We start from the raw sequence: 20,792 nt of genomic DNA, 5'->3' as shown, positions 1-20,792 counted from the left end.
TTAACTGGTCGAACCTCTATTTAAAATAGATTCTGCGGCAATAACTTAGAATAATCAACTTTTCACTGGTAATTAATCGGTAGCAAATTGTCGTTTTAAACACTCTGTTACTATTTAACAGTTAATTTTAAAGTTATTCTAAGCTAAGATGAGATCACTACTAAGCTGTACTGAATTAAGGATTTATTTTGCTAGCAAAGATATTTAAAGGCATTTGGACCGGGATTAATTTTTCCCGCCGTTTGGTCCTAAACATATTATTTCTATTACTAGTAATACTCTTCTTTGTTGCCATCACAGGTGAAGAAGACCAAGTAAAAGTAGCAGACGGAACCGTGCTACGCCTAAACTTAAATGGCCCTATTGTTGAAGAAAAAACCTATGTTGATCCTGTAGAAGCAGCAATCAACGATGCAACTATGGGTAAAGAAGCACCATCAGAAATTCTTCTTGATGATGTAATTGAAGTGATCAACCAAGCTACTAAAGATGATCGTATCAGTGTGATGCTTCTTGACCTACAAAAAATGCCAAGTGCACACATCAATAAGCTAAAACAAATAACGAAAGCAATTGATGCATTTAAAGAGGCAGGCAAGCAAGTTATTGCAACAGGCTACTACTATACACAAGCACAATATTATATTGCTGCCCATGCTAATGAAGTGTCTATGCACCCATATGGTGGTGTGAGCATTGAAGGCTACGGTATGTTCCCACTGTACTTCAAAGACGCGCTTGAAAAGTTAAAAGTGACTCAACATATTTTCCGTGTCGGTACTTATAAATCAGCGGTTGAGCCATTTATTCGTAATGACATGTCAGATGCGGCGAAAGAAGCGAATAGTGTTTGGTTAACTGCACTTTGGAACGAATACAAAACTGACGTTGCTGCGAGCCGTCCATTCGATGAAAGTAATTTCGATGAAGACATGGATGTTTACCTTGCAAAAATGCAAGCCGTTGACGGTAACTCGGGCCAATACGCGCTAAATAATCAGTGGGTTGATTCTTTAAAAACCTCACAACAAATCCGCCAACAGCTTATTGAGTTAGTTGGTGCAGAAGAAACAGGCAAAACCTTTAAGCAAGTAAGCTTCCGTGAGTATTTATCGCTGGTAAAACCGCCTGTTGAGTTCGATAACCCAATTACTGAAAAAGTAGCTGTCGTTGTAGCTAAAGGCACCATAGTTGATGGTGAACGTAAAGCAGGTGAAATTGGTGGTGACTCTACTGCAGCCCTACTTCGTAAAGCGCGTCTTGATGACAAAGTGAAAGCCGTTGTACTACGAATCGATTCAGGTGGCGGTAGTATGTTTGCTTCTGAAGTTATCCGCGCTGAAGTATTAGCACTTAAGGCAGCGGGTAAACCGGTTATCGCTTCAATGAGCTCAGTGGCTGCATCAGGTGGTTACTGGATTGCATCTGCAGCCAATGAAATTTGGGCAGCCCCTAGCACAATTACAGGTTCAATTGGTGTATTTGGTACTTTCATGACGTTTGAAAATACCATGGCTGAATTAGGTATTTACTCAGATGGTGTTGCAACAACTGACCTTGCTGGCTTCTCTATTGCACGCCCACTTGACGAGAAAATGTCAGACATCATTCAAATGAGCGTTGAAAATGCATATAAACGCTTTTTAAATGTAGTGGCTGAAGCACGTAACATGACGCCTGAGCAAGTTGATAAAATTGCCCAAGGCCGTGTATGGATTGCAACTCAAGCTAAAGAACTAGGTTTAGTTGATAAACTTGGCGATAAGCAAGATGCAATTAAGGCGGCAGCTGAGCTTGCTAAGCTTAATCATTATGATGTTAAGACCATCAAACAGTCATTAACACCACAAGAGCAAATGCTGCAAGATATCTTTGGCACCGCGGCTGTTAAGAGCTTCTTTGCTAAGTCTGATTCATCACACTCAGTACTCGCAACACAAGCTAACTTACAAAGCCTTATTAATCAGTTAAGTAGTGAGATCGATAATCTAAAAGATTACAACGATCCACAAGGCGTTTACGCTCGTTGTTTAGTGTGTAATGTAATTCAATAAGTTACTTAGCTAAGCGATTTTAGGTATACTAAGCCCAGTTATTTAACTGGGCTTTTTTTATGAAACGTAAACGTATATATATCGCCTATACGGGTGGTACTATCGGTATGAAAAAATCGAGCCGTGGCTATGTTCCGGCAGAAGGTTTTTTAACCGAAACAGTGGTCAATAATGCAGAGTTTAATCGTGATGAAATGCCTTTGTTTGATATTCACGAATATTGCCCACTTATTGATTCTTCAGATATGTCCCCTGCCCACTGGCAATTAATTGCTGACGATATTAAGAGTAAATACCAAGACTATGATGGCTTTGTGGTTTTGCATGGTACCGATACTATGGCCTACACAGCTTCTGCTTTGTCTTTCATGTTCGAAAACCTGACAAAACCTGTGATTGTGACAGGCTCACAAATTCCATTGTCGCAACTTCGTTCTGATGGCCAAGTAAACTTACTTAATGCCATGTATTTAGCCGCAAATTACCCAATTGCTGAAGTAAGTCTGTTTTTTAATAACCAGTTATTCCGCGGTAACCGTGCAACAAAAGCCCATGCTGATGGCTTTGATGCCTTTGCATCACCGAACCTTGAACCATTAGCACTGTCAGGGATTAATATTCAGCTTATTAAAGGGCAACTTAGCCCTTATGTTGATAACGAACTACAGGTATCGAATATTACGCCACAACCTATTGGTGTGCTTTATCTTTATCCTGGGATCAGCCCAAAAGTGGTTAAAAGTTTAGTTAATGACGACATCAAAGCTCTTGTGTTATTAAGTTTTGGCGTGGGTAATGCCCCACAAGATCCGGCGTTCTTAGACATTCTTAATGATGCAAGCAAACGCGGTATGGTGATTATAAATCTAACGCAGTGCTTAAAAGGCCAAGTTAATATGGGCGGTTATGCAACCGGTAATGCCTTATTAAATTGTGGTGTGATCAGTGGCTACGATATGACATTAGAAGCCTGTTTGACCAAGTTACACTACTTATTTAGTCAAAAGCTGGAAGTAGAAACAATTCGTCACTTGATGCAAGACAACCTACGCGGTGAGCTAAGTCGTTAATGCAGCAAATACAAAAAAGGCACCAATTGGTGCCTTTTTTATTCTTTTTGATAATTAACGAACTTTTTCGTCAATCTCAACTAAGTCTGTTAAATGGCAAATCTCACCACTGTGAGTTTTAATACCATGCTCACCGAAGTAGTCACGTTGTGCTTGCACAAGGTGGCCATTACTTGGTGTTGTTAACGTCGCAATGTAAGTTTGCGTTGCTGTTAACACAGGGAAAGCTAAACCAGATGCAACTGCTGCACCCGTTACTTTACGTAATGCTGCTGATTCACGCTGCATAGAATCAATAAATTCTACACCTTCAGCGACATTGTCTAAGTAATCAGCACGAATGATACAGCCAGCGCGCCACGTTTGTAGCGTTTTAGAAAGATCAACTTTCCACTGATGCGCACGAGACGCACCTTTGATAAGGGCTAAACCTTGACGATAAGCAAGTAAACTTGCCAATGTGAATGCATCTTTTAGCTCTGCTAAGTCTAAATCAACGGTATCAGTTGCTTTAGCAGCGTAAGTCATTTCTTTAGCAGCATGCGTATCACACGTATTTGTTAAGTGACGAGCTTGAACAGCCGCAACGAGTGATGGCACAGCAATACCAAGCTCTAGGGCATTTTGTGCAGTCCATAAACCCGTGCCTTTCGCGCCAACTTTATTGTCGATTAAATCAACTAGCGGCTCGCCTTCTGTCGTTTCAAGGCTCAAGATATGGCTTGAAATTGACAGTAAGTAGCTATTTAAAGTGCCTTCGGACCATTCATTGAAAATGTCAGCCACTTCTTTTGGTGAACGATTAGTACCTAAACGTAATAATTGATACATTTCTGCAATTAATTGCATTAGCGCATATTCAATACCGTTATGCACCATTTTCACAAAGTGACCACTTGCAGATTGGCCTACACGTGCAAAACACGACTCACCTTTGTAGCTTGCCGCTACTTTTTCAAACCACGGCTCAACACGCTCCCAGCCGCCTTCTGAACCACTTGCCATCATTGCAGGGCCGTGACGTGCGCCTTCTGCACCGCCAGAAATACCCATAGTGGCAAATTCAAATTTGTTTTGATATTTAAGTTTACGGCTAATGCCGTCTTTGTAGTTACTGTTGCCGCAATCTACGATAATGTCATCACAGTCAACACCTGCTTCTGCAAGCTCTGTACATACTTTATCAACCAATTCACCAGCAGGAACTAAAAGAAGAATCGAACGAGGCGGCTCTAAGCGTCTAACCATATCATTTAAATCAGACACAATATGTAAACGGTCTGCCAAACCTAATGCTTTCGCACAGCTTAGTAACTCGGCACCCGCATCTGGGTTTTTATCGTAAGCTACTAATGTCAGCCCTTTTTCAATCAGGTTGAGGGCAAGATTTTTACCCATAACGCCTAACCCTACTAATGCAACTTGCATTTAGTGTCCTCCTCGGTAACAACTATTGGTTAGTTAATCAAAATAATTACGCGCGCATTATACCCAAGCAGCCCAAAAATGCGAGCTTGACAGCAAACTTGAGATAAATCATCGAAATCATGAAGCGACGTTGCCCCCAGTATATCAAAATAACCAAGGCATCGGACCAGATTTTTATAATACCCTTTAAAAAGGTATGTGTATTGACGCTACCTGACACCGGTGTCATAATAACGTCATTCACCCTTTGTATACTCTATAATTAATACAAAGAGCCAGATTCTCATAAGTAAAAACAATCATTTTTTACTTATGAGTTCTACATTGTGCTTATGTATAAGCCTATATTAAAGGTTTATAGCACGACATTTTAATAGATAACCATCAATTCGCTTAATATATTTGAGCGCACAGGAGAATTTGATGCTAAGACGCACAAAAATTGTTGCGACCCTTGGACCGGCAACCGATCGCGATAACAACCTAGAAAAAATTATTCGTGCAGGTGCAAATGTGGTTCGTTTGAACTTCTCACATGGCGTAGCACAAGATCACAAAGACCGCGCTGAAGCGGTACGCAGCATTGCTAAGCGTTTAGGCAAACACGTTGCTATCCTTGCAGACTTACAAGGTCCTAAAATTCGTGTATCAACCTTCAAAGACGGTAAAGTAAACCTAGAAGTTGGCGCAAAATTTACCCTTGATGCAAAAATGGAAAAAGGCCAAGGCGACGTTAATGCAGTAGGTATCGACTATAAAGAGCTACCTAACGACGTTAAAACAGGCGACTTACTGTTATTAAACGACGGTTTAATCCAATTAACGGTAGATAGCGTTGACGGTGACCTAGTGCACACAACTGTTACTGTTGGTGGCGTACTTTCAAATAACAAAGGTATCAACCGTTTAGGCGGTGGTTTAACAGCCCCTGCTTTCACTGATAAAGATAAAGAAGATTTAATCACAGCGACTGAAATCGGTGTTGATTATATTGCCGTTTCGTTCCCACGCAGTGGTGATGACATGCGTTATGTTCGCTCTTTAGCAGAAGCTGCTGGCTCAAACGCACAACTATTAGCAAAAATCGAACGTGCAGAAGCCGTTGAAACTGTTGAAGCAATTGATGATATCGTACTTGCTTCTGACGCAGTGATGGTTGCGCGTGGTGACTTAGGTGTTGAAATTGGTGATGCAGCGCTTGTTGGTAAACAAAAGCTTATCATTAGCCGTGCTCGTTCACTTAACCGTACTGTTGTTACTGCAACACAAATGATGGAATCTATGATCGATAACCCAATGCCAACACGTGCAGAGGTTATGGACGTAGCAAACGCCGTATTAGATGGTACTGATGCAGTTATGTTATCTGCTGAAACAGCCGCTGGTGACTACCCTGAAGAAACAGTAGCTACTATGGCTCGCGTTTGTTTAGGTGCTGAATCACAAAAAGAAACTCACGTTTCTAAACACCGTTTAGACAGCCGTTTTTCATCAAATGCTGAATCAATTGCATTATCTGCGATGTATGCAGCTAACCACTTAGATTCTGTTAAAGCTATTGTGACTCTGACTGAATCAGGTAGTACAGCTAAATTGATGTCACGCATCAGCTCTGGTTTACCAATTTATTCATTATCACGTCATCCAAGTACGCTGGGCCAAACAGCACTTTACCGTGGTGTTTATCCTGTATTCTTTGATTCAACGAAGTGTGAAGACGAAAGCATGGTACGTGATGCATTAAACACTCTTGTTGAGCAAGGCTCACTAGTAGCAGGTGATACTGTGATTTTAACTCATGGTGATGCAATGGAAACGATTGGTGCAACTAACACTATGAAGATTGTAACAGTTTAAACTATTACAAATTTTCATTAAAAAGGCGCAATTAATAATTGCGCCTTTTTGTTTTAACTTACTAAATTTTGAATAGCTATTATACCAATCCGCTTAATTAAGTAGTCTATTTTGAGGCAATAAAACCTCGTTGATTACAAGGCAAAAATTTCGTTATTTAGTTGTTCTAAATGAGAAATTTTTAACGCAGTTAGCGACAGGTTTGATCCCTCAAAATGATTAAGTATTATTGCGGGTTGGTATTAGCTCGCCAGAGCAGCTTTCACTTTATCGCGATAGCTACGGCTTACTTTTAGTTCTTGGCCATTATCTAACACTAAAAGATATTCACCGCTTACTTGAGTTACAAGTTTGCTAATTTGCTTTGTATTAACAATGGCACTGCGATGAACTCGCACAAATAGTTGTGGATCAAGCTCTTGTTCAAGCTCTTTCATTGTTTTACGAAGGATATGTGTTTGCCCATCTTGGCAATGAAGGCACATATAATCACCAGCCGCATCAACCCATTGAATCGTAATGACTGGCACACGAACAATTTCGCCCTGCTCTTTTACAGCTAATGATTCTGGATAACGACGGTCAGCAAGGCTATCGCCCGTTGCTAACTTCTTTAAAATTTCTTCGCAATTATTGCCTGTAATACCTGCAACAAAGCTCGCTAGTTTTTTCTTGTGGGCGTTATCTTGTTGCGTTTTTAAATAGGTATGCACTTTTTCTACCGCCTGTTTTAGTCTGTTGTCATCGACTGGTTTAAGAATATAATCCAACGCATGAATCTCGAATGCTTTAACTGCAAACTGGTCAAAAGCCGTTACAAACACAATAGCGGGTAATGGATTAACGCTCTCGCTAAGTGCTCTTGCAACTTCAAAACCGTTCATATTTGGCATTTGAATATCTAAGAAAACCAATTGAATATTGCCCGATAAGCATTCATCAATTGCTTCTTGACCATTGCTACATAAACGAATGACTTCTAAATCGTCAAATTCAGAAAGTCGAACAGCTAAGCCCTTTCTTGCTAGCGGTTCATCGTCAACGATCAAAGTTCTAATTTTGCTCATTTCTTAACAGCCTTTTCAAACGGAACGCGCAGATTAACTTTTAATCCACTTGGCGTATTGTCAGAGAGAACAAACGAGTAGTTGTTCTCATAAAGTGTTTTTAAGCGGTCCTGTGTATTAGCTATGCCAACGCCTTGAGAATTAACCAGTTGGCCATTTTTAAGCTCTGTGCCAGGACCATTATCGCCTACTTCCAATAATAGTTCATTTGCAAAAACTTGTGCTTTAATATCAATCACACCACCTTCATTTAATTGCGCTATCGCATACTTTATCGAGTTTTCGATAATAGGTTGGAGGATCAAGCTTGGTACCAAGGCTTCTTTTGCCTGCTCGCTTACGTCTACATTGACTTGTAAACGTTCATCAAAGCGTACTTTTTCAATTTCTAAGTACAGCATGAGGGCATGAATTTCTTGCTCTAACGGCACCTTTTTTATTGGGTCAGTATTGAGTGTGTATCGTAAGAAGTCACTCAATTTTGACACCATTAAATTTGCATCTTTGTTCTCTTTTACCAAAATTAAGGTTGAGATTGCATTTAGGGTATTAAATAAAAAGTGCGGATTAAGTTGATAGCGCAGCATTTTCAGCTGAGCTTCGTGCGCCATAGTGGTTGCTTTTAGGGCCTTTTGTCGCTCACTTTGCAATAGCTGGTAATACTTAATACCAAAATACAAACCACTCCAACAAAGGATGATATAAACCGAATCTAAACCTTGTTGGAAGTAATAAAACCATTCATTTGGACGGTAACCGTGACGGTAGATTTCCCATAAATTGAATTTTTGTACAACGGCCCATAATGTGCCAGTTACATAGGAAGCACCAAAAACGACAAGCATTAATACCCAAGGTGAGGCATTCCACACTTTACGATACATATAACGTAAAGGTACTGTCATTAAACAGCCTGCATAAGCGTTTAATACAATAACAAATACGTAAATATCACGCATTTCAAAGACTTTTGAGCCGATATAATTAACTAACGCATACCCTATCCAGCCTGCAATTTGCAAAACCCAGAAAAAGCGTTGTCGATTATCAACTAATGATTGCCAATTCAAAATATCAGATTACCTTTCATAATTATTTTTATTATACCGATAGTCACGAGAACAAAGCACTGCCGCCTATCTTAATTTTTTATAGCCTTACCGCATTCTTCAGACATTAAAAAAGCGAAGGCCACAACAGCCTTCGCTTTTTATCTGCTTTATTTTTAAGCTAGTTTATCTGAAGCCACTTTATAATTTGGATCTTCAATCACATTCACTTCAACTAAATCACGCGCATTGTGTAATAGTTGAATACAATCAGGGCTTAAATGACGCAAATGCAGTTTCTTACCGACTTTTGCGTATTTTTCTGCAAGACTGTCAATCGCTTCAATCGCACTGTGATCAGCAACACGGCTATGTTTGAATTCAATGATCACGTCTTCTGGGTCATTTTTAACATCAAATAACTCGGCAAAGTTCTTAACCGAACCAAAGAATAAAGGACCATGAAGCTCGTACACTTTAGAGCCTTGCTCATCGATGTAATTGCTTGTGTAAATGTGTTTCGCATGCTGCCAAGCAAAAACTAAAGCAGAAACAATCACACCCACACATACCGCGATCGCAAGATCTGTTACTACGGTTACGCCAGAAACAAGCACGATAACAAAAGCATCAGACTTAGGTACACGTTTCATCATTTTGAAGCTTGCCCACTCGAAGGTACCAAGAACAACCATGAACATAACACCAACTAAGGCAGCTAGTGGGATCATTTCAATGAGACTGGCTGCAAAAATGATGAATGCTAGCAGTATGATTGCGGCACTAATACCAGATAAACGTGAACGACCGCCCGAGTTAATATTGATCATAGATTGACCAATCATCGCACAGCCACCCATCGCGCCGAAAAAGCCACAGGTAATATTTGCTGCGCCTTGACCAATACACTCTTTGTTACTGTGACCACGGGTTTCAGTAATTTCATCAATTAAGGTCAGTGTTAATAACGATTCAATTAAACCAATCGCTGCTAAAACTAAAGCATAAGGGAAGATAATTTTTAATGTTTCAAGGTTAAATGGCACCATAGGAATATGAAACTCAGGCAAGCCACCGGCAATCGTTGCCTGCTCATTACCTGTCATTCCTTTTAAGAAATCTAGTACAGTGCGCGCTTCTAAATCAAAACCAATCACAATCGCTGTTACCGTTACAATGGCAGCTAACGATGAAGGTACAGCAGTAGTTAGCTTAGGTAAGAAATGAATAATAGCCATAGTTAACGCTACTAAGCCAAGCATAATATAAAGTGCTTGCCCTTCCATCCACTGTTGGCCACCCATACCGTCTGGTACTTTAAATTGACCCAGTTGCGCCAAGAAAATAACAATCGCAAGACCATTTACAAAGCCAAGCATTACAGGGTGCGGAACCATGCGAATAAACTTGCCAAGCTTGAAGATACCTGCGAGTACTTGCAGTATCCCCATCAATAAGACGGTTGCAAATAGATACTCTACACCATGATCTAAAACTAAACTTACCATTACAACGGCTAGTGCGCCGGTAGCACCAGAAATCATACCTGGACGACCACCAAAAATAGCCGTAATTAAGCCAACAATAAATGCGGCATATAAACCAACCAAAGGCTCAACATTAGCAACAAAAGCAAACGCAACCGCTTCTGGTACCAATGCCAACGCAACGGTCAGGCCTGATAGAATATCGTTTTTAGCAGAGCTTGGCGCTTTGCTGAGTAAGTTAAACATTAAGATCCTCTTTATAGTGAATGCATTTCGGCAAGGCGCAGAATTCTAGCAAAATCCGCAAAAGTTAACAATTATTAACAACAAAACGGCTAGTACCTAAAAGCACTAACCGTTTTCGAAAAATAAAACGTAGTAGAAAAAGATTAAAGAGGTAAAGACGTACTACGCTTAACGCATGTCATGGTCACGTTTGAGTGAACTTCTTGAACAAACTCAAGGTTTAGTAGATTATCACGAACAAACTGCTCATAACCTTCAATACCTTTTGAAATAATACGAAGCATAAAGTCCATGGTACCCGCCATACTGTAACACTCGGTTACTTCATCATAGCTCATAATTAAACGTTCAAACTCAGCTAGGTTCGTTCTACCGTGGTTAGATAGACGAACATGGGCATAAACCAACATATCAAAGCCAAGCTTTTTCTCGTCAAGCAAAGCAACTTTACCTTTGATATAACCATCTTGCTCAAGCTTAGCAATACGACGCCAACATGGAGATTGAGATAAACCAACTTTATCGGCAATTTCTGCCGTAGATAAGCTAGCATCCTGCTGTAATAATGCCAAAATTTGGCGATCTACTTGGTTCAGAGACATTTTATTTCTTTTTCTGTAAAAATACTGGTTAAATTATATAACTGATTTAAATATCAGTCTGCCTATTTTCTACTGTTTGTGCAAAAAAATTGCAACTTTATACCAATCCACTTAATTAAAAAATTAGCCATTATTGCGAGTAAATATCAACCAAAACGCCCACTAATAAATGGATTTGTTTTTCGCTCATGCCCTACGGTGGTATTCGGACCGTGGCCTGGCAAAATAGCAACTTCATCAGAGAATGATAAAATCTCAGACTTAATTGATTCGATTAATTGCGCACTATCCCCTTTTGGAAAGTCAGTACGACCAACAGAGCCTTGGAAAATCACGTCACCCACTATCAGCTGTTCTGAACCTTGGTGGTAAAAAACAACATGACCAGGCGTATGCCCTGGGCAATGGCGTACAGATAATTCAAGTTCACCCACTGTGATTGTATCGCCATGATTTAGCCACTTCGTTGGATAAAATGGTGTAATTGGTGCAAAACCAAACATTTGCGCTTGCATTGGCAAGGCATCAAACCAAAATTTATCATCTAAATGTGGGCCAATGATATCAACGCTAAAATGCTCTGCGAGTTGCTTTGCAGCGCCGACATGGTCTAAGTGACCATGTGTTAAATAAATTACCTCTAATTGGCAATTTAAAGCAGCAAGTTCTGCTTGAAGTTTGTCTGCATCGCCACCTGGGTCAACCAAGGCCGCTTTATTCGTTTGCTCACAAATGATAATGCGGCAATTTTGCGCAAAGCCAGTAACAGGAACAGCTTTCACTTTCATGTTATTGTCCTTTTTGTAACTGCTCAAACGCCATTAAAATTGGGTATTTTAAATAGCCTTGATCATAAAACGGTGTACGCTCATAAAGCCAATGCAAGCGCGCATCAGCATCTTTAGCAAAGTTTTTATCTTCACGAATTTTTTTATCGAACTCTAAAGCCAATGCAGGTTTTTCTTTTAGCATTTGACGTGCGTACGGCATTAAAGCGTAATTCTCAACGTATTCAGTGCGCTGAAAAATAGTATTAAACTCGCCCCAAGCAAAGAATGAATCTGGCGCTTCTGGGTGTAGTAAGTGTGTAGCCAGTTCTGAGTAAGGCTGCTCAGTTGAGACTTTGTACCAGCCGGTCATATCGACATTTTTTACGTTGTTGTAATCAAATGTCGCCTCTACACGAAAACGTCCTTCAAAAGGTGCTTTTGCAAATGAATAATCAGCAACGCTTGCTTGCGTTAATGGCTCAGAAACAGAACCATTCACTGTCGTTACCTCTACGCCGTGTAATTTAAGCTTACTTACCAATTGGCTGTACGCCGGCGGAATATAAAACGCAGCAGGTACGTTAACGGTCTTATTAACTTCTTTTTGCCAAAAAACCGGTAATGCGTCATAGTTTTTAGCTTCACCTAAATATTTAACTTCAGCTTGCCCAGACAATGCGCTTTCAGTTCTTGAATAGGCGATCCCTTTAAATTCGATGGTATCTGGCTCTTTTGCATAACCGCGTTCCACTACTAATTGCGTAGGTTTGAAATCGAGCTCTTTTTGAACCGCTTCATTAAGGGCTTTATCATTTGCAGCTAGAGCATCAATGGCACCATCAATAAATACATAAGTACCTAATACGCGCTGTTTATAAGGTTTTAAAGAATGATTCTCAACTAAGATTGTCGGTAATGAACGTAAATCACCCCAGCCATTTGAGAAACGTGGTGTTGCGACCCAACCTGCTAACCCTTTTTTAAATTCCCGCTTGTCCATTACAAACACAAGTGGACCAGGAATATGCCCTGCTTTTTCAAGTTTGGCATCAATAACAGGTTTAAATAGATTATCCAGCGCTTGTGACACACTCGGTGATTCACTCGAAAAAACCGGGTTATAACCGTAGGTAACATCATATTGGTAATCAGCGCCATCGGTTACATGGGCATCCACGTATAAATCTGGCTTAAATTGATTAATAACCTGCATTACACCGCGTACTTCGGGTGTATCAAGCTTAGTGTAATCACGATTTAAATTTAAATTTAGACCATTCGTTCTAAAGCCCATTTCTACTGGGCCACGCTGATTAATTCGGTTGTATTGGCTACTGCGCTCGTGACCATCAACGTTTAAAATAGGAATAAATAGAATATTGACTTTGCTCAGAATATCGCGGCGTTTACCTGTTGCAATATCGCGTAGCAACATAAACATGGCGTCTTTGCCATCAATTTCACCACTGTGAATGCCTGCTTGAATAAAGATGGTTGGCTTTGTATCAGCAACAAGTTGTTTGGCATCAAACATACCTTGCTCATTTGCCACTAACATCTTAACCGCACGACCCGCACTGCTTGTCGCAATAGTCGTTACTTTGAATTGTGTTGGGTTTGCTGCAACTAGGCGATCTACGAACGCCATAGTGTCGGCATAATTAGGCGATAAAGTGCCTTCGCTTAATTCAAAATCTGTGGTTAAAGGTCCTTTTTCTTGCATTAAAGACACACTATCGCCTTGCCATGGCAATAATGGGGGTAAGTGGCTGTCTAAAGTTACTGCAGCAGATAAAAACACTAAACTCGCAAACATATCACTCTCAAGTGCGGTACTTATTCTATATTGGGGAAATTATAACAACTAATCTGAATGGATTGCGTAAACTGCGGTGATTCAACAAAAAAATGGAGCAAACGACATACGCTATGCAAAATCGTTGTTAGTTATGAATATTAATTAAGATCAAAAAAAGGAGCACTAGGCTCCTTTTTAAACTTTATGAAAAGCGAAATTAAGCCGCTAGGCCTTCTTTTGCTTTTGCAACAAGCGCTGCGAATGCAACTTGGTCATAAACAGCGATATCTGCAAGGATCTTACGATCGATTTCTACAGAAGTCTTTTTAAGACCATTGATAAAACGGCTGTATGAAAGACCGTTTTGACGAGCTGCTGCATTGATACGTGCAATCCAAAGTTGACGGAAAGTACGTTTCTTAGCACGACGGTCACGGTAAGCGTATTGACCCGCTTTAGTAACTGCCTGAAAAGCTACGCGGTAAACACGTGAACGTGCTCCGTAGTAACCTTTAGCTTGCTTTAAAACTTTTTTGTGACGTGCACGTGCGATAACACCGCGTTTAACTCTTGCCATTTCTGAAGACTCCTATTAAGCGAATGGTAACATACGTGAAACTAGACCATGGTCATTCTTATGAACCATCATCTTAGGACGTAAGTGTAATTTACGCTTAGAAGTTTTCTTAGTCAGAATGTGACGAAGATGCGCTTGTTTACGCTTGAAACCGCCAGAAGCAGTTTTCTTGAAACGCTTAGCCGCGCCTCTGTGAGTTTTTAGCTTGTAAGCCATTGCAATAACTCCAAATGTATTGCTTAAAAATTAGCAAGCAGGCGAGAGATATAAAAATAGCTCTACTTTTAAGGCCTAACTTACTGCCATAATCCGGTGAAGGCTCACTACAAAAGCAGTGCAACCTTACTTATAACCGGTTATTTCAGGTGAACAGTAAACTGTTACTTGCAGACCTGAAATAAAATCGGTGCGTAATATACCCTGTTTATTGCTTTTTAGCAATAGGTGCCATCATCATAACCATCTGGCGACCTTCAACACGATTTGGGAATGATTCAACTTGTGAAACATCTTCTAAATCGGCTTTAACACGGTTTAATAATTCGATACCAATTTCTTGGTGAGCCATTTCACGACCACGGAAACGGATAGTGATTTTAGCTTTATCACCCGCTTCTAAGAACTTGCGTAAGTTGCGTAGCTTAACCTGGTAGTCACCTTCATCCGTACCTGGACGGAATTTGATTTCTTTAACCTGGATTTGCTTTTGCTTTTTCTTTTGTTCTTTTAGTTCTTTGCTTTTTTCAAAGATGAACTTACCGTAGTCCATAACCTTACAAACAGGTGGCTCAGCATTAGGACTGATTTCTACAAGATCTACACCCGCATCATCAGCGATAGCTTGCGCCTCTTTTAATGACACGATGCCAGCTTGCTCGCCGTCGATGCCAATTAAACGAACTTCTTTAGCTGTAATATCTTCGTTGATACGATTTTTTTGAGCTGTTTGTTGCCCTTTCTTGCCGCCTCTAATGGTACGATCCTCCAAGAATATAAAATAAAAAGCGTGTAGTTGGCTGTTTGTTTTGCCCTACACGCTCATGATTTATTGTCGATTTTTAATTTCTTCGCTTACTTTTGCAATGAAATCATCAACACTAAATTTGCCTAGGTCTTCACCTGTGCGAGTGCGTACTGCCACTTCTTGTTGTTCAACTTCTTTATCGCCAACAACAAGTAAATATGGAATACGTTTTAACGTATGTTCACGGATTTTAAAGCCAATCTTCTCATTTCTCAAGTCAGCAGCGGCTCTAATTCCAAGTTTATTTAATTTTTGTACAATTTCTTGCACATAATCTGCTTGTTTGTCCGTGATGTTCATGATCACAACTTGCTTAGGAGCAAGCCACGTTGGGAACAAGCCAGCGTATTCTTCAGTTAAAATACCGATGAAACGCTCAATTGAACCTAAAATCGCGCGGTGGATCATAACAGGTGTACGACGTTCGTTATTTTCAGCAACATAAGTTGCACCTAAACGACCTGGTAATGCGAAGTCTAGCTGTACAGTACCACATTGCCATGCACGGTCTAAACAGTCATAAAGTGTAAACTCAATCTTAGGACCGTAGAATGCACCTTCACCTGGTAGGTAATCAAACTCAATGTCGTTTGCTTTTAATGCATCAGCTAGCGCAAGCTCAGCTTTATCCCACATTTCGTCTTCACCGATACGCTTTTCTGGACGAGTAGATAGTTTTACAACGATCTTCTCAAAACCAAACGTTTCGTATGTGTCGTAAACCATTTTGATACATGCAGAAACTTCATCCATGATTTGCTCTTCAGTACAGAAGATATGCGCATCATCTTGAGTAAAGCCACGTACACGCATTAAGCCGTGTAATGCACCTGATGGTTCGTTACGGTGACAACAACCAAACTCAGCCATACGTAATGGAAGATCACGGTATGATTTTAAACCTTGGTTAAAGATTTGTACGTGACCCGGACAGTTCATTGGTTTGATTGCGTATTCACGCTTTTCAGATTCAGTTGTGAACATCGCATCTGCGTATTTGTCCCAGTGACCTGATTTTTCCCATAAACCACGGTCCATCATTAATGGGCCTTTAACTTCTTCGTAATCGTACTCACGTAATTTTTCACGAACGAAGTCTTCTAGTTCACGGTAAATGCTCCAGCCATCATTGTGCCAAAACACCATGCCTGGCGCTTCTTCTTGCCAGTGCCATAAATCAAGCGCTTTACCAATACGACGGTGATCACGTTTTTCAGCTTCTTCTAAGCGTTTTAAATACGCTTTAAGTTGCTTTTTATCTGCCCATGCAGTGCCGTAGATACGTTGCAGCATCTTGTTTTCAGAATCACCGCGCCAATAAGCACCTGCCACTTTCATGATTTTGAAATGTTGACAGAACTTCATGTTTGGAACGTGTGGACCACGACACATGTCGATGTATTCTTCGTGATGGTATAAGCCTGGACGATCATCTTTCGCGATGTTCTCGTCTAGAATTTCCATTTTGTATGTTTCACCACGCGCTTCAAAAGTATCGCGTGCTTCTTGCCAGCTTACGGTCTTTTTAACAACGTCGTAGTTTGTTTTAGCAAGCTCAAGCATACGCTTTTCGATAGCATCTAAATCATCTTGGCTTAAAGAGTGTTCCATATCGATATCGTAATAGAATCCGTTATCGATGGTCGGACCGATTGCCATTTTTGCTTCAGGGAAAAGCTGCTTAACTGCATGACCAATAAGGTGCGCACATGAGTGACGGATAATCTCTAAACCATCATCATCTTTTGCTGTGATAATTTCTAAACGCGCATCTTCAGTGATTAAGTCACATGCATCAACACGAGTACCATTAACACGGCCTGCAATCGTTGCCTTGGCAAGACCTGGACCGATATCGCTCGCTACGTCAAATGTGCTTACTGGGTTTTCAAAACTACGCTGACTGCCGTCAGGGAGGGTAATAACTGGCATTATAAATCCTTAATACAGTGGTGATGCCTACAATGCATCACATGTAATATTTTTAAATTAATTTTTAGTAACTCTGCAACGCTTTTACGAATAAGCATTGCTATTTAAGCTTGTATTTACTGAGTCCTCGCAAATACAAGCGACTATTGTCGCTGCTCACGTGCTCAAATACAAGTAGTTAGAAGAGTAAATTGACAATTAGTTAACTCATTTCATACTTAATGAGTCAGTACTTTTAGGGTGATGAAAATGCCAAACACGCGTTCTTTCAAGTTTGCTACATTTAACTTATTAAATTATACCGCGCCACCCTACTCGTTTTACCAATTACATGAACGCTATAACAATACACAATGGCTGCAAAAACAATTGTTTGTTGCTAATTTCTTAAGTGAGTCAACCCCTGATGTGGTGGCATTTCAAGAAGTGTTTAGTCAACACGCATTAGAAGTGCAGTGTAAAGAAGCGGGTTATGATTATTTTAAAACGGTCGATAGCCCGTCCCATGATGCGCTCTATCCGCAAGTGTTATTCAACCCTGTAGTTGCAATTGCGAGTAAATACCCGTTTAAATCAGCCGATGCACTGACGCCATGCCCTGAATTACTTGAGTACTTAAACAATCAAAATGAGTTCAAGTTTAATCGCACACCGATTAAATGTATCATTGATTTACCTGATTTTGGTGAAGTCTGTTTTTATGTTGTTCATTTTAAGTCACAGCGTGTGCAATCAATGGCGCACATTCTTAATATTCATAACCTTGAAGATCCGCTCCTGCAGTTACTACATCAAACGGTGGGTACCATGCAGTCGCAAATCTCCCGCTCATTAGAAGCGTCTATTGTCTATTATGATGCACTGAAAACGCAGCGAGAAATGCAATGTGCAACACTTGTTATGGGGGACTTTAATGATGTACTTACCAGCCCAACTTTATCGTTTATGACTCAAGGCTTTCACCCCACTCGCTGTGAACCTTGTATAGAACAGAACGAACTTGTTGTTGGTCTGACCGACAGCTATGAGTTTAGCCGCTCATATTATGATAATAAAAACAAACCCTTTAGCCATTATTACCAAGGAAAAGGGAATGTATTAGATTATATTCTTGCTTCAGCGCATTTTAATCCCGATTGCCAAGCTTCGAAAGTTAAAGTGCTCGACTACGAAAGTTATGATAAGCATATTTCGCCAAGTAAATTAACCGAAGATATTAGTGTAAGTGACCACGGTGTTATCGCAATTAAAATTCATTTTTAAAGCACCTGTTTTTCATAACGTTAATTGCTATAATTGCGCAAATTAAGTTATTTAGAGAAAGACCATGAGAACATGTGGTGTAGAAATTACAGGTAGTGACGTACTACTGTGCATTTTAACCAAAGACAATGACGTATTTGATATCCGTGATGTCAGACAAACACGTTTTACCTTAGGCAATGGTAATGACACAGAAGTAATGCGTAAATTCCAATTTGATTTCAAAAAATTAATGGAAGATTACCAAATTGACTCAGTAGCAATCAAAGAGCGCCAAGCAAAAGGTAAATTCGCTGGTAGTGCGAAAGGTTTCAAAATGGAAACGGCTATTCAGTTAATTGAACGCTTAGATGTGCAAGTTTTATCTGCAACTGAAATCAAAGAGCAGCTTAAGCGCAACCCAGTGCCTATTGATTTTGAAGACACAGGACTGAAAAAATTCCAAGAAAACGCATTCATTAGTGCTTACGTGTACATCATGCGTAAAACTTATAAGCAAGATGATCCAAAAGCTTAATTGCTGCTTATTCTTAAAAAAACGTGCTACGGCACGTTTTTTTATACCTCAAAACCCATTCTTTATTCTGCTTTATTAAAATTACACTCTGTACATTAGTCTTATAAAGCTTTTCTTTGTCGACAATCTATGTTTAGTTAATCAGGTACGCATGTTTTGAAATCATCCTAATTGATTGTTTCAATTCTTTTGCATCAAGTCCATGACAACAAATTAACCGGACACGGAGAATACAATGCAGACAAAGAACACACACTGTAATGCGCTTCCACTTACTCAAAGCTATTATCAAGGCCGTACAGACATTCCATTGATAGAACAAACAATTGGACAGTACCTTGATAATATTGTCGACAATCACCCTAATCACCCCGCGATTGTGGTTCATCATCAACAGATCCGTTTAACCTACAGGCAATACCAGCAACAGATTAACCAGTTAGCAATGGGATTATTATCACTTGGCGTAAAACCTGGCGACCGGGTTGGTATTTGGTCTCCTAACAATATTGAATGGTGCTTAACTCAATTTGCTACAGCCAAGATTGGTGCAATTATGGTGTGCATTAACCCTGCATATCGACCAAGCGAATTAAAATACGCACTCAATAGTGTTGAGTGTTCAACACTTATCACAGCAAGTGAATTTAAAGCCAGTAATTATATAAGCATGCTGAATGAGCTCGCACCGGAGCTTGCAGATTCACAAGCAGGTAAATTAAATTTAAACGCCCTGCCACACCTAAAAAACATTATTCGTATTGGTGATGAACCTGCTGCTGGCATGTTTAGCTTTAGCGATATCATGCAGCGCGCTACAGATGCCCATAAGCTGGAGCTTGATGCCATTGCGGCCACTTTACATTGTGACCAAGATATCAATATTCAATTTACTTCTGGTACTACGGGTAACCCAAAAGGAGCGACCTTATCCCATAAAAACATCCTCAATAACGGGTTTTTGATGGCCCAAGCGATGAAGCTGACACATGAAGATAAACTCTGTATTCCGGTACCTTTATACCACTGTTTTGGGATGGTGCTTGGCAATTTAGTATGTATAAGTAAAGGCGCTACCGCTGTTTTTCCGGGTGATTCTTTCGACCCTAAAACAACCCTTGAAGTTGTTGAAAAAGAACGCTGTACAGGCTTACATGGTGTTCCAACAATGTTTATCGCCGAGTTAGAGCTTAAAGATTTTGCAAACTATGACTTATCTAGCCTCCGAACAGGCGTAATGGCCGGCTCAACCTGCCCTGAGCAAGTTATGCGTAAAGTTCACTCATTAATGCATATGAAAGAAGTTGTAATTGGTTATGGCCAAACTGAATGTAGCCCGATAAATAACGTAACCGAAACCGACTCGCCTCTCGAAAAACAAGTTACCACAGTAGGCCGTGCATTAGCCCATACTGAAGTGAAAATTATCGACGAGCTGGGTGATGTTCAACAAGTTGGCTTACCTGGAGAAGTATGTAGCCGTGGTGCTGGAATTATGCGCTGCTATTGGAATGATGAAGAAAAAACGAAAGCAACAATTGATCAAGACGGCTGGTTACATTCTGGTGACTTAGGTGTTATGGACGAAGATGGCTTTGTTGCTATCGTTGGCCGGATAAAAGACATGATCATTCGCGGTGGAGAAAACATTTATCCAAGAGAAATAGAAGAAGTTCTCTACACCTATCCAGGTATTCAAGATGCAGCCATATTTGGTATTAGCGATGAAAAATACGGCGAAGAAGTGTGCGCCTGGATCCAACCAAAAGATGATGCGGTACTTGATGAAAATGCCATTCGTGATTTTTTAAAAGATAAACTTGCCTATTTCAAAGTACCAAAGCACATCCGCTTTGTTGAAGAATACCCAATGACAGTAACAGGCAAGCTTCAAAAATTTAAAATGCGCGAACAAATGCAGGAACTCCTAAGCGAAAAGGCATTTTCGTAATCATTCACTTGCAAAGTACCCCCTAATTTCAACCAAGCTCAGCACCGCTGAGCTTTTTTATTTAGATATATATTTAGACACCCATTTTAAATTTGAAGAG

Annotated in this window: 17 protein-coding genes; 6 read left to right on the top strand and 11 right to left on the bottom strand. The window is 40.2% G+C overall.

Features of this window, described 5'->3' with window-relative positions; translation table 11 throughout:
• Positions 1–188 precede the first annotated feature (188 nt).
• Positions 189–2,054: a signal peptide peptidase SppA gene (gene sppA / locus IMPJCBKJ_RS09765; RefSeq protein ID WP_166340049.1), complete on the top strand. Its 1,866-nt coding sequence runs from the start codon at positions 189–191 to the stop codon at positions 2,052–2,054.
• A gap of 59 nt (positions 2,055–2,113) precedes the next feature.
• On the top strand, positions 2,114–3,124 hold the full coding sequence (gene ansA, locus IMPJCBKJ_RS09760) for an asparaginase (RefSeq protein WP_138616814.1): 1,011 nt from the start codon (positions 2,114–2,116) through the stop codon (positions 3,122–3,124).
• A 54-nt stretch (positions 3,125–3,178) separates the two neighbouring features.
• Here the strand turns inward: ansA and gndA are convergent, their stop codons facing one another.
• Complete coding sequence (gndA, locus tag IMPJCBKJ_RS09755) at positions 3,179–4,552, bottom strand: NADP-dependent phosphogluconate dehydrogenase (protein WP_054553937.1); 1,374 nt, start codon at positions 4,550–4,552, stop codon at positions 3,179–3,181.
• A 423-nt stretch (positions 4,553–4,975) separates the two neighbouring features.
• Between gndA and pyk the strand changes: the two genes are divergently transcribed.
• Complete coding sequence (gene pyk / locus IMPJCBKJ_RS09750; protein WP_138601084.1) at positions 4,976–6,409, top strand: pyruvate kinase; 1,434 nt, start codon at positions 4,976–4,978, stop codon at positions 6,407–6,409.
• 242 nt (positions 6,410–6,651) lie between these two features.
• On the opposite strand, the gene IMPJCBKJ_RS09745 is transcribed toward pyk, so the two are convergent.
• The 10 genes from IMPJCBKJ_RS09745 to thrS form a co-directional block, all read right to left on the bottom strand.
• A complete protein-coding gene (locus tag IMPJCBKJ_RS09745) occupies positions 6,652–7,476 on the bottom strand; it encodes a LytTR family DNA-binding domain-containing protein (RefSeq protein WP_054554883.1) in 825 nt (274 codons plus the stop codon).
• Positions 7,473–8,546, bottom strand: coding sequence for a histidine kinase (locus IMPJCBKJ_RS09740; protein WP_054554884.1), 1,074 nt, complete (start codon positions 8,544–8,546; stop codon positions 7,473–7,475). The genes IMPJCBKJ_RS09745 and IMPJCBKJ_RS09740 overlap by 4 nt, the downstream gene beginning before the upstream one ends.
• Before the next feature lie 155 nt (positions 8,547–8,701).
• Positions 8,702–10,258: a SulP family inorganic anion transporter gene (locus IMPJCBKJ_RS09735; protein ID WP_054554885.1), complete on the bottom strand. Its 1,557-nt coding sequence runs from the start codon at positions 10,256–10,258 to the stop codon at positions 8,702–8,704.
• A 143-nt stretch (positions 10,259–10,401) separates the two neighbouring features.
• Positions 10,402–10,860 (bottom strand): Lrp/AsnC family transcriptional regulator, encoded by a 459-nt coding sequence (locus tag IMPJCBKJ_RS09730; protein WP_036968198.1) that lies wholly within the window; start codon positions 10,858–10,860, stop codon positions 10,402–10,404.
• 146 nt (positions 10,861–11,006) lie between these two features.
• The gene (locus tag IMPJCBKJ_RS09725) at positions 11,007–11,648 is read right to left on the bottom strand and encodes an MBL fold metallo-hydrolase (protein WP_166340047.1); all 642 of its coding nucleotides are present in this window, start codon (positions 11,646–11,648) and stop codon (positions 11,007–11,009) included.
• 1 nt (position 11,649) lies between these two features.
• Positions 11,650–13,446 carry a M14 family metallopeptidase gene (locus IMPJCBKJ_RS09720; protein ID WP_166340045.1) on the bottom strand — a complete coding sequence of 599 codons (1,797 nt, stop codon included), beginning with the start codon at positions 13,444–13,446 and terminating at the stop codon, positions 11,650–11,652.
• Positions 13,447–13,645: 199 nt separating this feature from the next.
• Positions 13,646–14,005: a 50S ribosomal protein L20 gene (rplT, locus tag IMPJCBKJ_RS09715; RefSeq protein ID WP_036968189.1), complete on the bottom strand. Its 360-nt coding sequence runs from the start codon at positions 14,003–14,005 to the stop codon at positions 13,646–13,648.
• A 15-nt stretch (positions 14,006–14,020) separates the two neighbouring features.
• Positions 14,021–14,221, bottom strand: a complete 201-nt coding sequence (rpmI, locus tag IMPJCBKJ_RS09710) for a 50S ribosomal protein L35 (RefSeq protein WP_054554888.1) — start codon at positions 14,219–14,221, stop codon at positions 14,021–14,023.
• A 208-nt stretch (positions 14,222–14,429) separates the two neighbouring features.
• Entirely contained in the window at positions 14,430–14,993 is a 564-nt protein-coding gene (gene infC / locus IMPJCBKJ_RS09705) for a translation initiation factor IF-3 (RefSeq protein WP_082389338.1), read from the bottom strand.
• A gap of 57 nt (positions 14,994–15,050) precedes the next feature.
• Entirely contained in the window at positions 15,051–16,961 is a 1,911-nt protein-coding gene (gene thrS, locus IMPJCBKJ_RS09700) for a threonine--tRNA ligase (protein ID WP_054554889.1), read from the bottom strand.
• 249 nt (positions 16,962–17,210) lie between these two features.
• Here thrS and IMPJCBKJ_RS09695 point away from each other — a divergent pair, with 249 nt between their 5' ends.
• From IMPJCBKJ_RS09695 to IMPJCBKJ_RS09685, 3 genes are all read left to right on the top strand, one after another.
• Positions 17,211–18,224, top strand: a complete 1,014-nt coding sequence (locus tag IMPJCBKJ_RS09695; RefSeq protein ID WP_166340043.1) for an endonuclease/exonuclease/phosphatase family protein — start codon at positions 17,211–17,213, stop codon at positions 18,222–18,224.
• 64 nt (positions 18,225–18,288) lie between these two features.
• Complete coding sequence (locus tag IMPJCBKJ_RS09690; protein ID WP_166340041.1) at positions 18,289–18,741, top strand: DUF3010 family protein; 453 nt, start codon at positions 18,289–18,291, stop codon at positions 18,739–18,741.
• A 235-nt stretch (positions 18,742–18,976) separates the two neighbouring features.
• A complete protein-coding gene (locus IMPJCBKJ_RS09685) occupies positions 18,977–20,692 on the top strand; it encodes an AMP-binding protein (protein WP_166340039.1) in 1,716 nt (571 codons plus the stop codon).
• Positions 20,693–20,792: the final 100 nt, after the last annotated feature.

Source organism: Pseudoalteromonas sp. MB47 (assembly GCF_011319765.1).
Lineage (GTDB): Bacteria > Pseudomonadota > Gammaproteobacteria > Enterobacterales > Alteromonadaceae > Pseudoalteromonas > Pseudoalteromonas simplex.
The sequence above is the reverse complement of the archived record's forward strand: the minus strand, read 5'-3'. Positions and strand labels throughout refer to the sequence as shown.

What these genes read in the sequence shown, in the direction of transcription:
- IMPJCBKJ_RS09730 (WP_036968198.1), bottom strand. Translation starts at nt 10,860, where the DNA reads ATGTCTCTGAACCAAGTAGATCGCCAAATTTTGGCATTATTACAGCAG.
- IMPJCBKJ_RS09745 (WP_054554883.1), bottom strand. Translation starts at nt 7,476, where the DNA reads ATGAGCAAAATTAGAACTTTGATCGTTGACGATGAACCGCTAGCAAGA.
- IMPJCBKJ_RS09695 (WP_166340043.1), top strand. Translation starts at nt 17,211, where the DNA reads ATGCCAAACACGCGTTCTTTCAAGTTTGCTACATTTAACTTATTAAAT.
- IMPJCBKJ_RS09735 (WP_054554885.1), bottom strand. Translation starts at nt 10,258, where the DNA reads ATGTTTAACTTACTCAGCAAAGCGCCAAGCTCTGCTAAAAACGATATT.
- rplT (WP_036968189.1), bottom strand. Translation starts at nt 14,005, where the DNA reads ATGGCAAGAGTTAAACGCGGTGTTATCGCACGTGCACGTCACAAAAAA.
- IMPJCBKJ_RS09690 (WP_166340041.1), top strand. Translation starts at nt 18,289, where the DNA reads ATGAGAACATGTGGTGTAGAAATTACAGGTAGTGACGTACTACTGTGC.
- IMPJCBKJ_RS09725 (WP_166340047.1), bottom strand. Translation starts at nt 11,648, where the DNA reads ATGAAAGTGAAAGCTGTTCCTGTTACTGGCTTTGCGCAAAATTGCCGC.
- thrS (WP_054554889.1), bottom strand. Translation starts at nt 16,961, where the DNA reads ATGCCAGTTATTACCCTCCCTGACGGCAGTCAGCGTAGTTTTGAAAAC.
- IMPJCBKJ_RS09685 (WP_166340039.1), top strand. Translation starts at nt 18,977, where the DNA reads ATGCAGACAAAGAACACACACTGTAATGCGCTTCCACTTACTCAAAGC.
- rpmI (WP_054554888.1), bottom strand. Translation starts at nt 14,221, where the DNA reads ATGGCTTACAAGCTAAAAACTCACAGAGGCGCGGCTAAGCGTTTCAAG.
- pyk (WP_138601084.1), top strand. Translation starts at nt 4,976, where the DNA reads ATGCTAAGACGCACAAAAATTGTTGCGACCCTTGGACCGGCAACCGAT.
- ansA (WP_138616814.1), top strand. Translation starts at nt 2,114, where the DNA reads ATGAAACGTAAACGTATATATATCGCCTATACGGGTGGTACTATCGGT.
- IMPJCBKJ_RS09720 (WP_166340045.1), bottom strand. Translation starts at nt 13,446, where the DNA reads ATGTTTGCGAGTTTAGTGTTTTTATCTGCTGCAGTAACTTTAGACAGC.
- gndA (WP_054553937.1), bottom strand. Translation starts at nt 4,552, where the DNA reads ATGCAAGTTGCATTAGTAGGGTTAGGCGTTATGGGTAAAAATCTTGCC.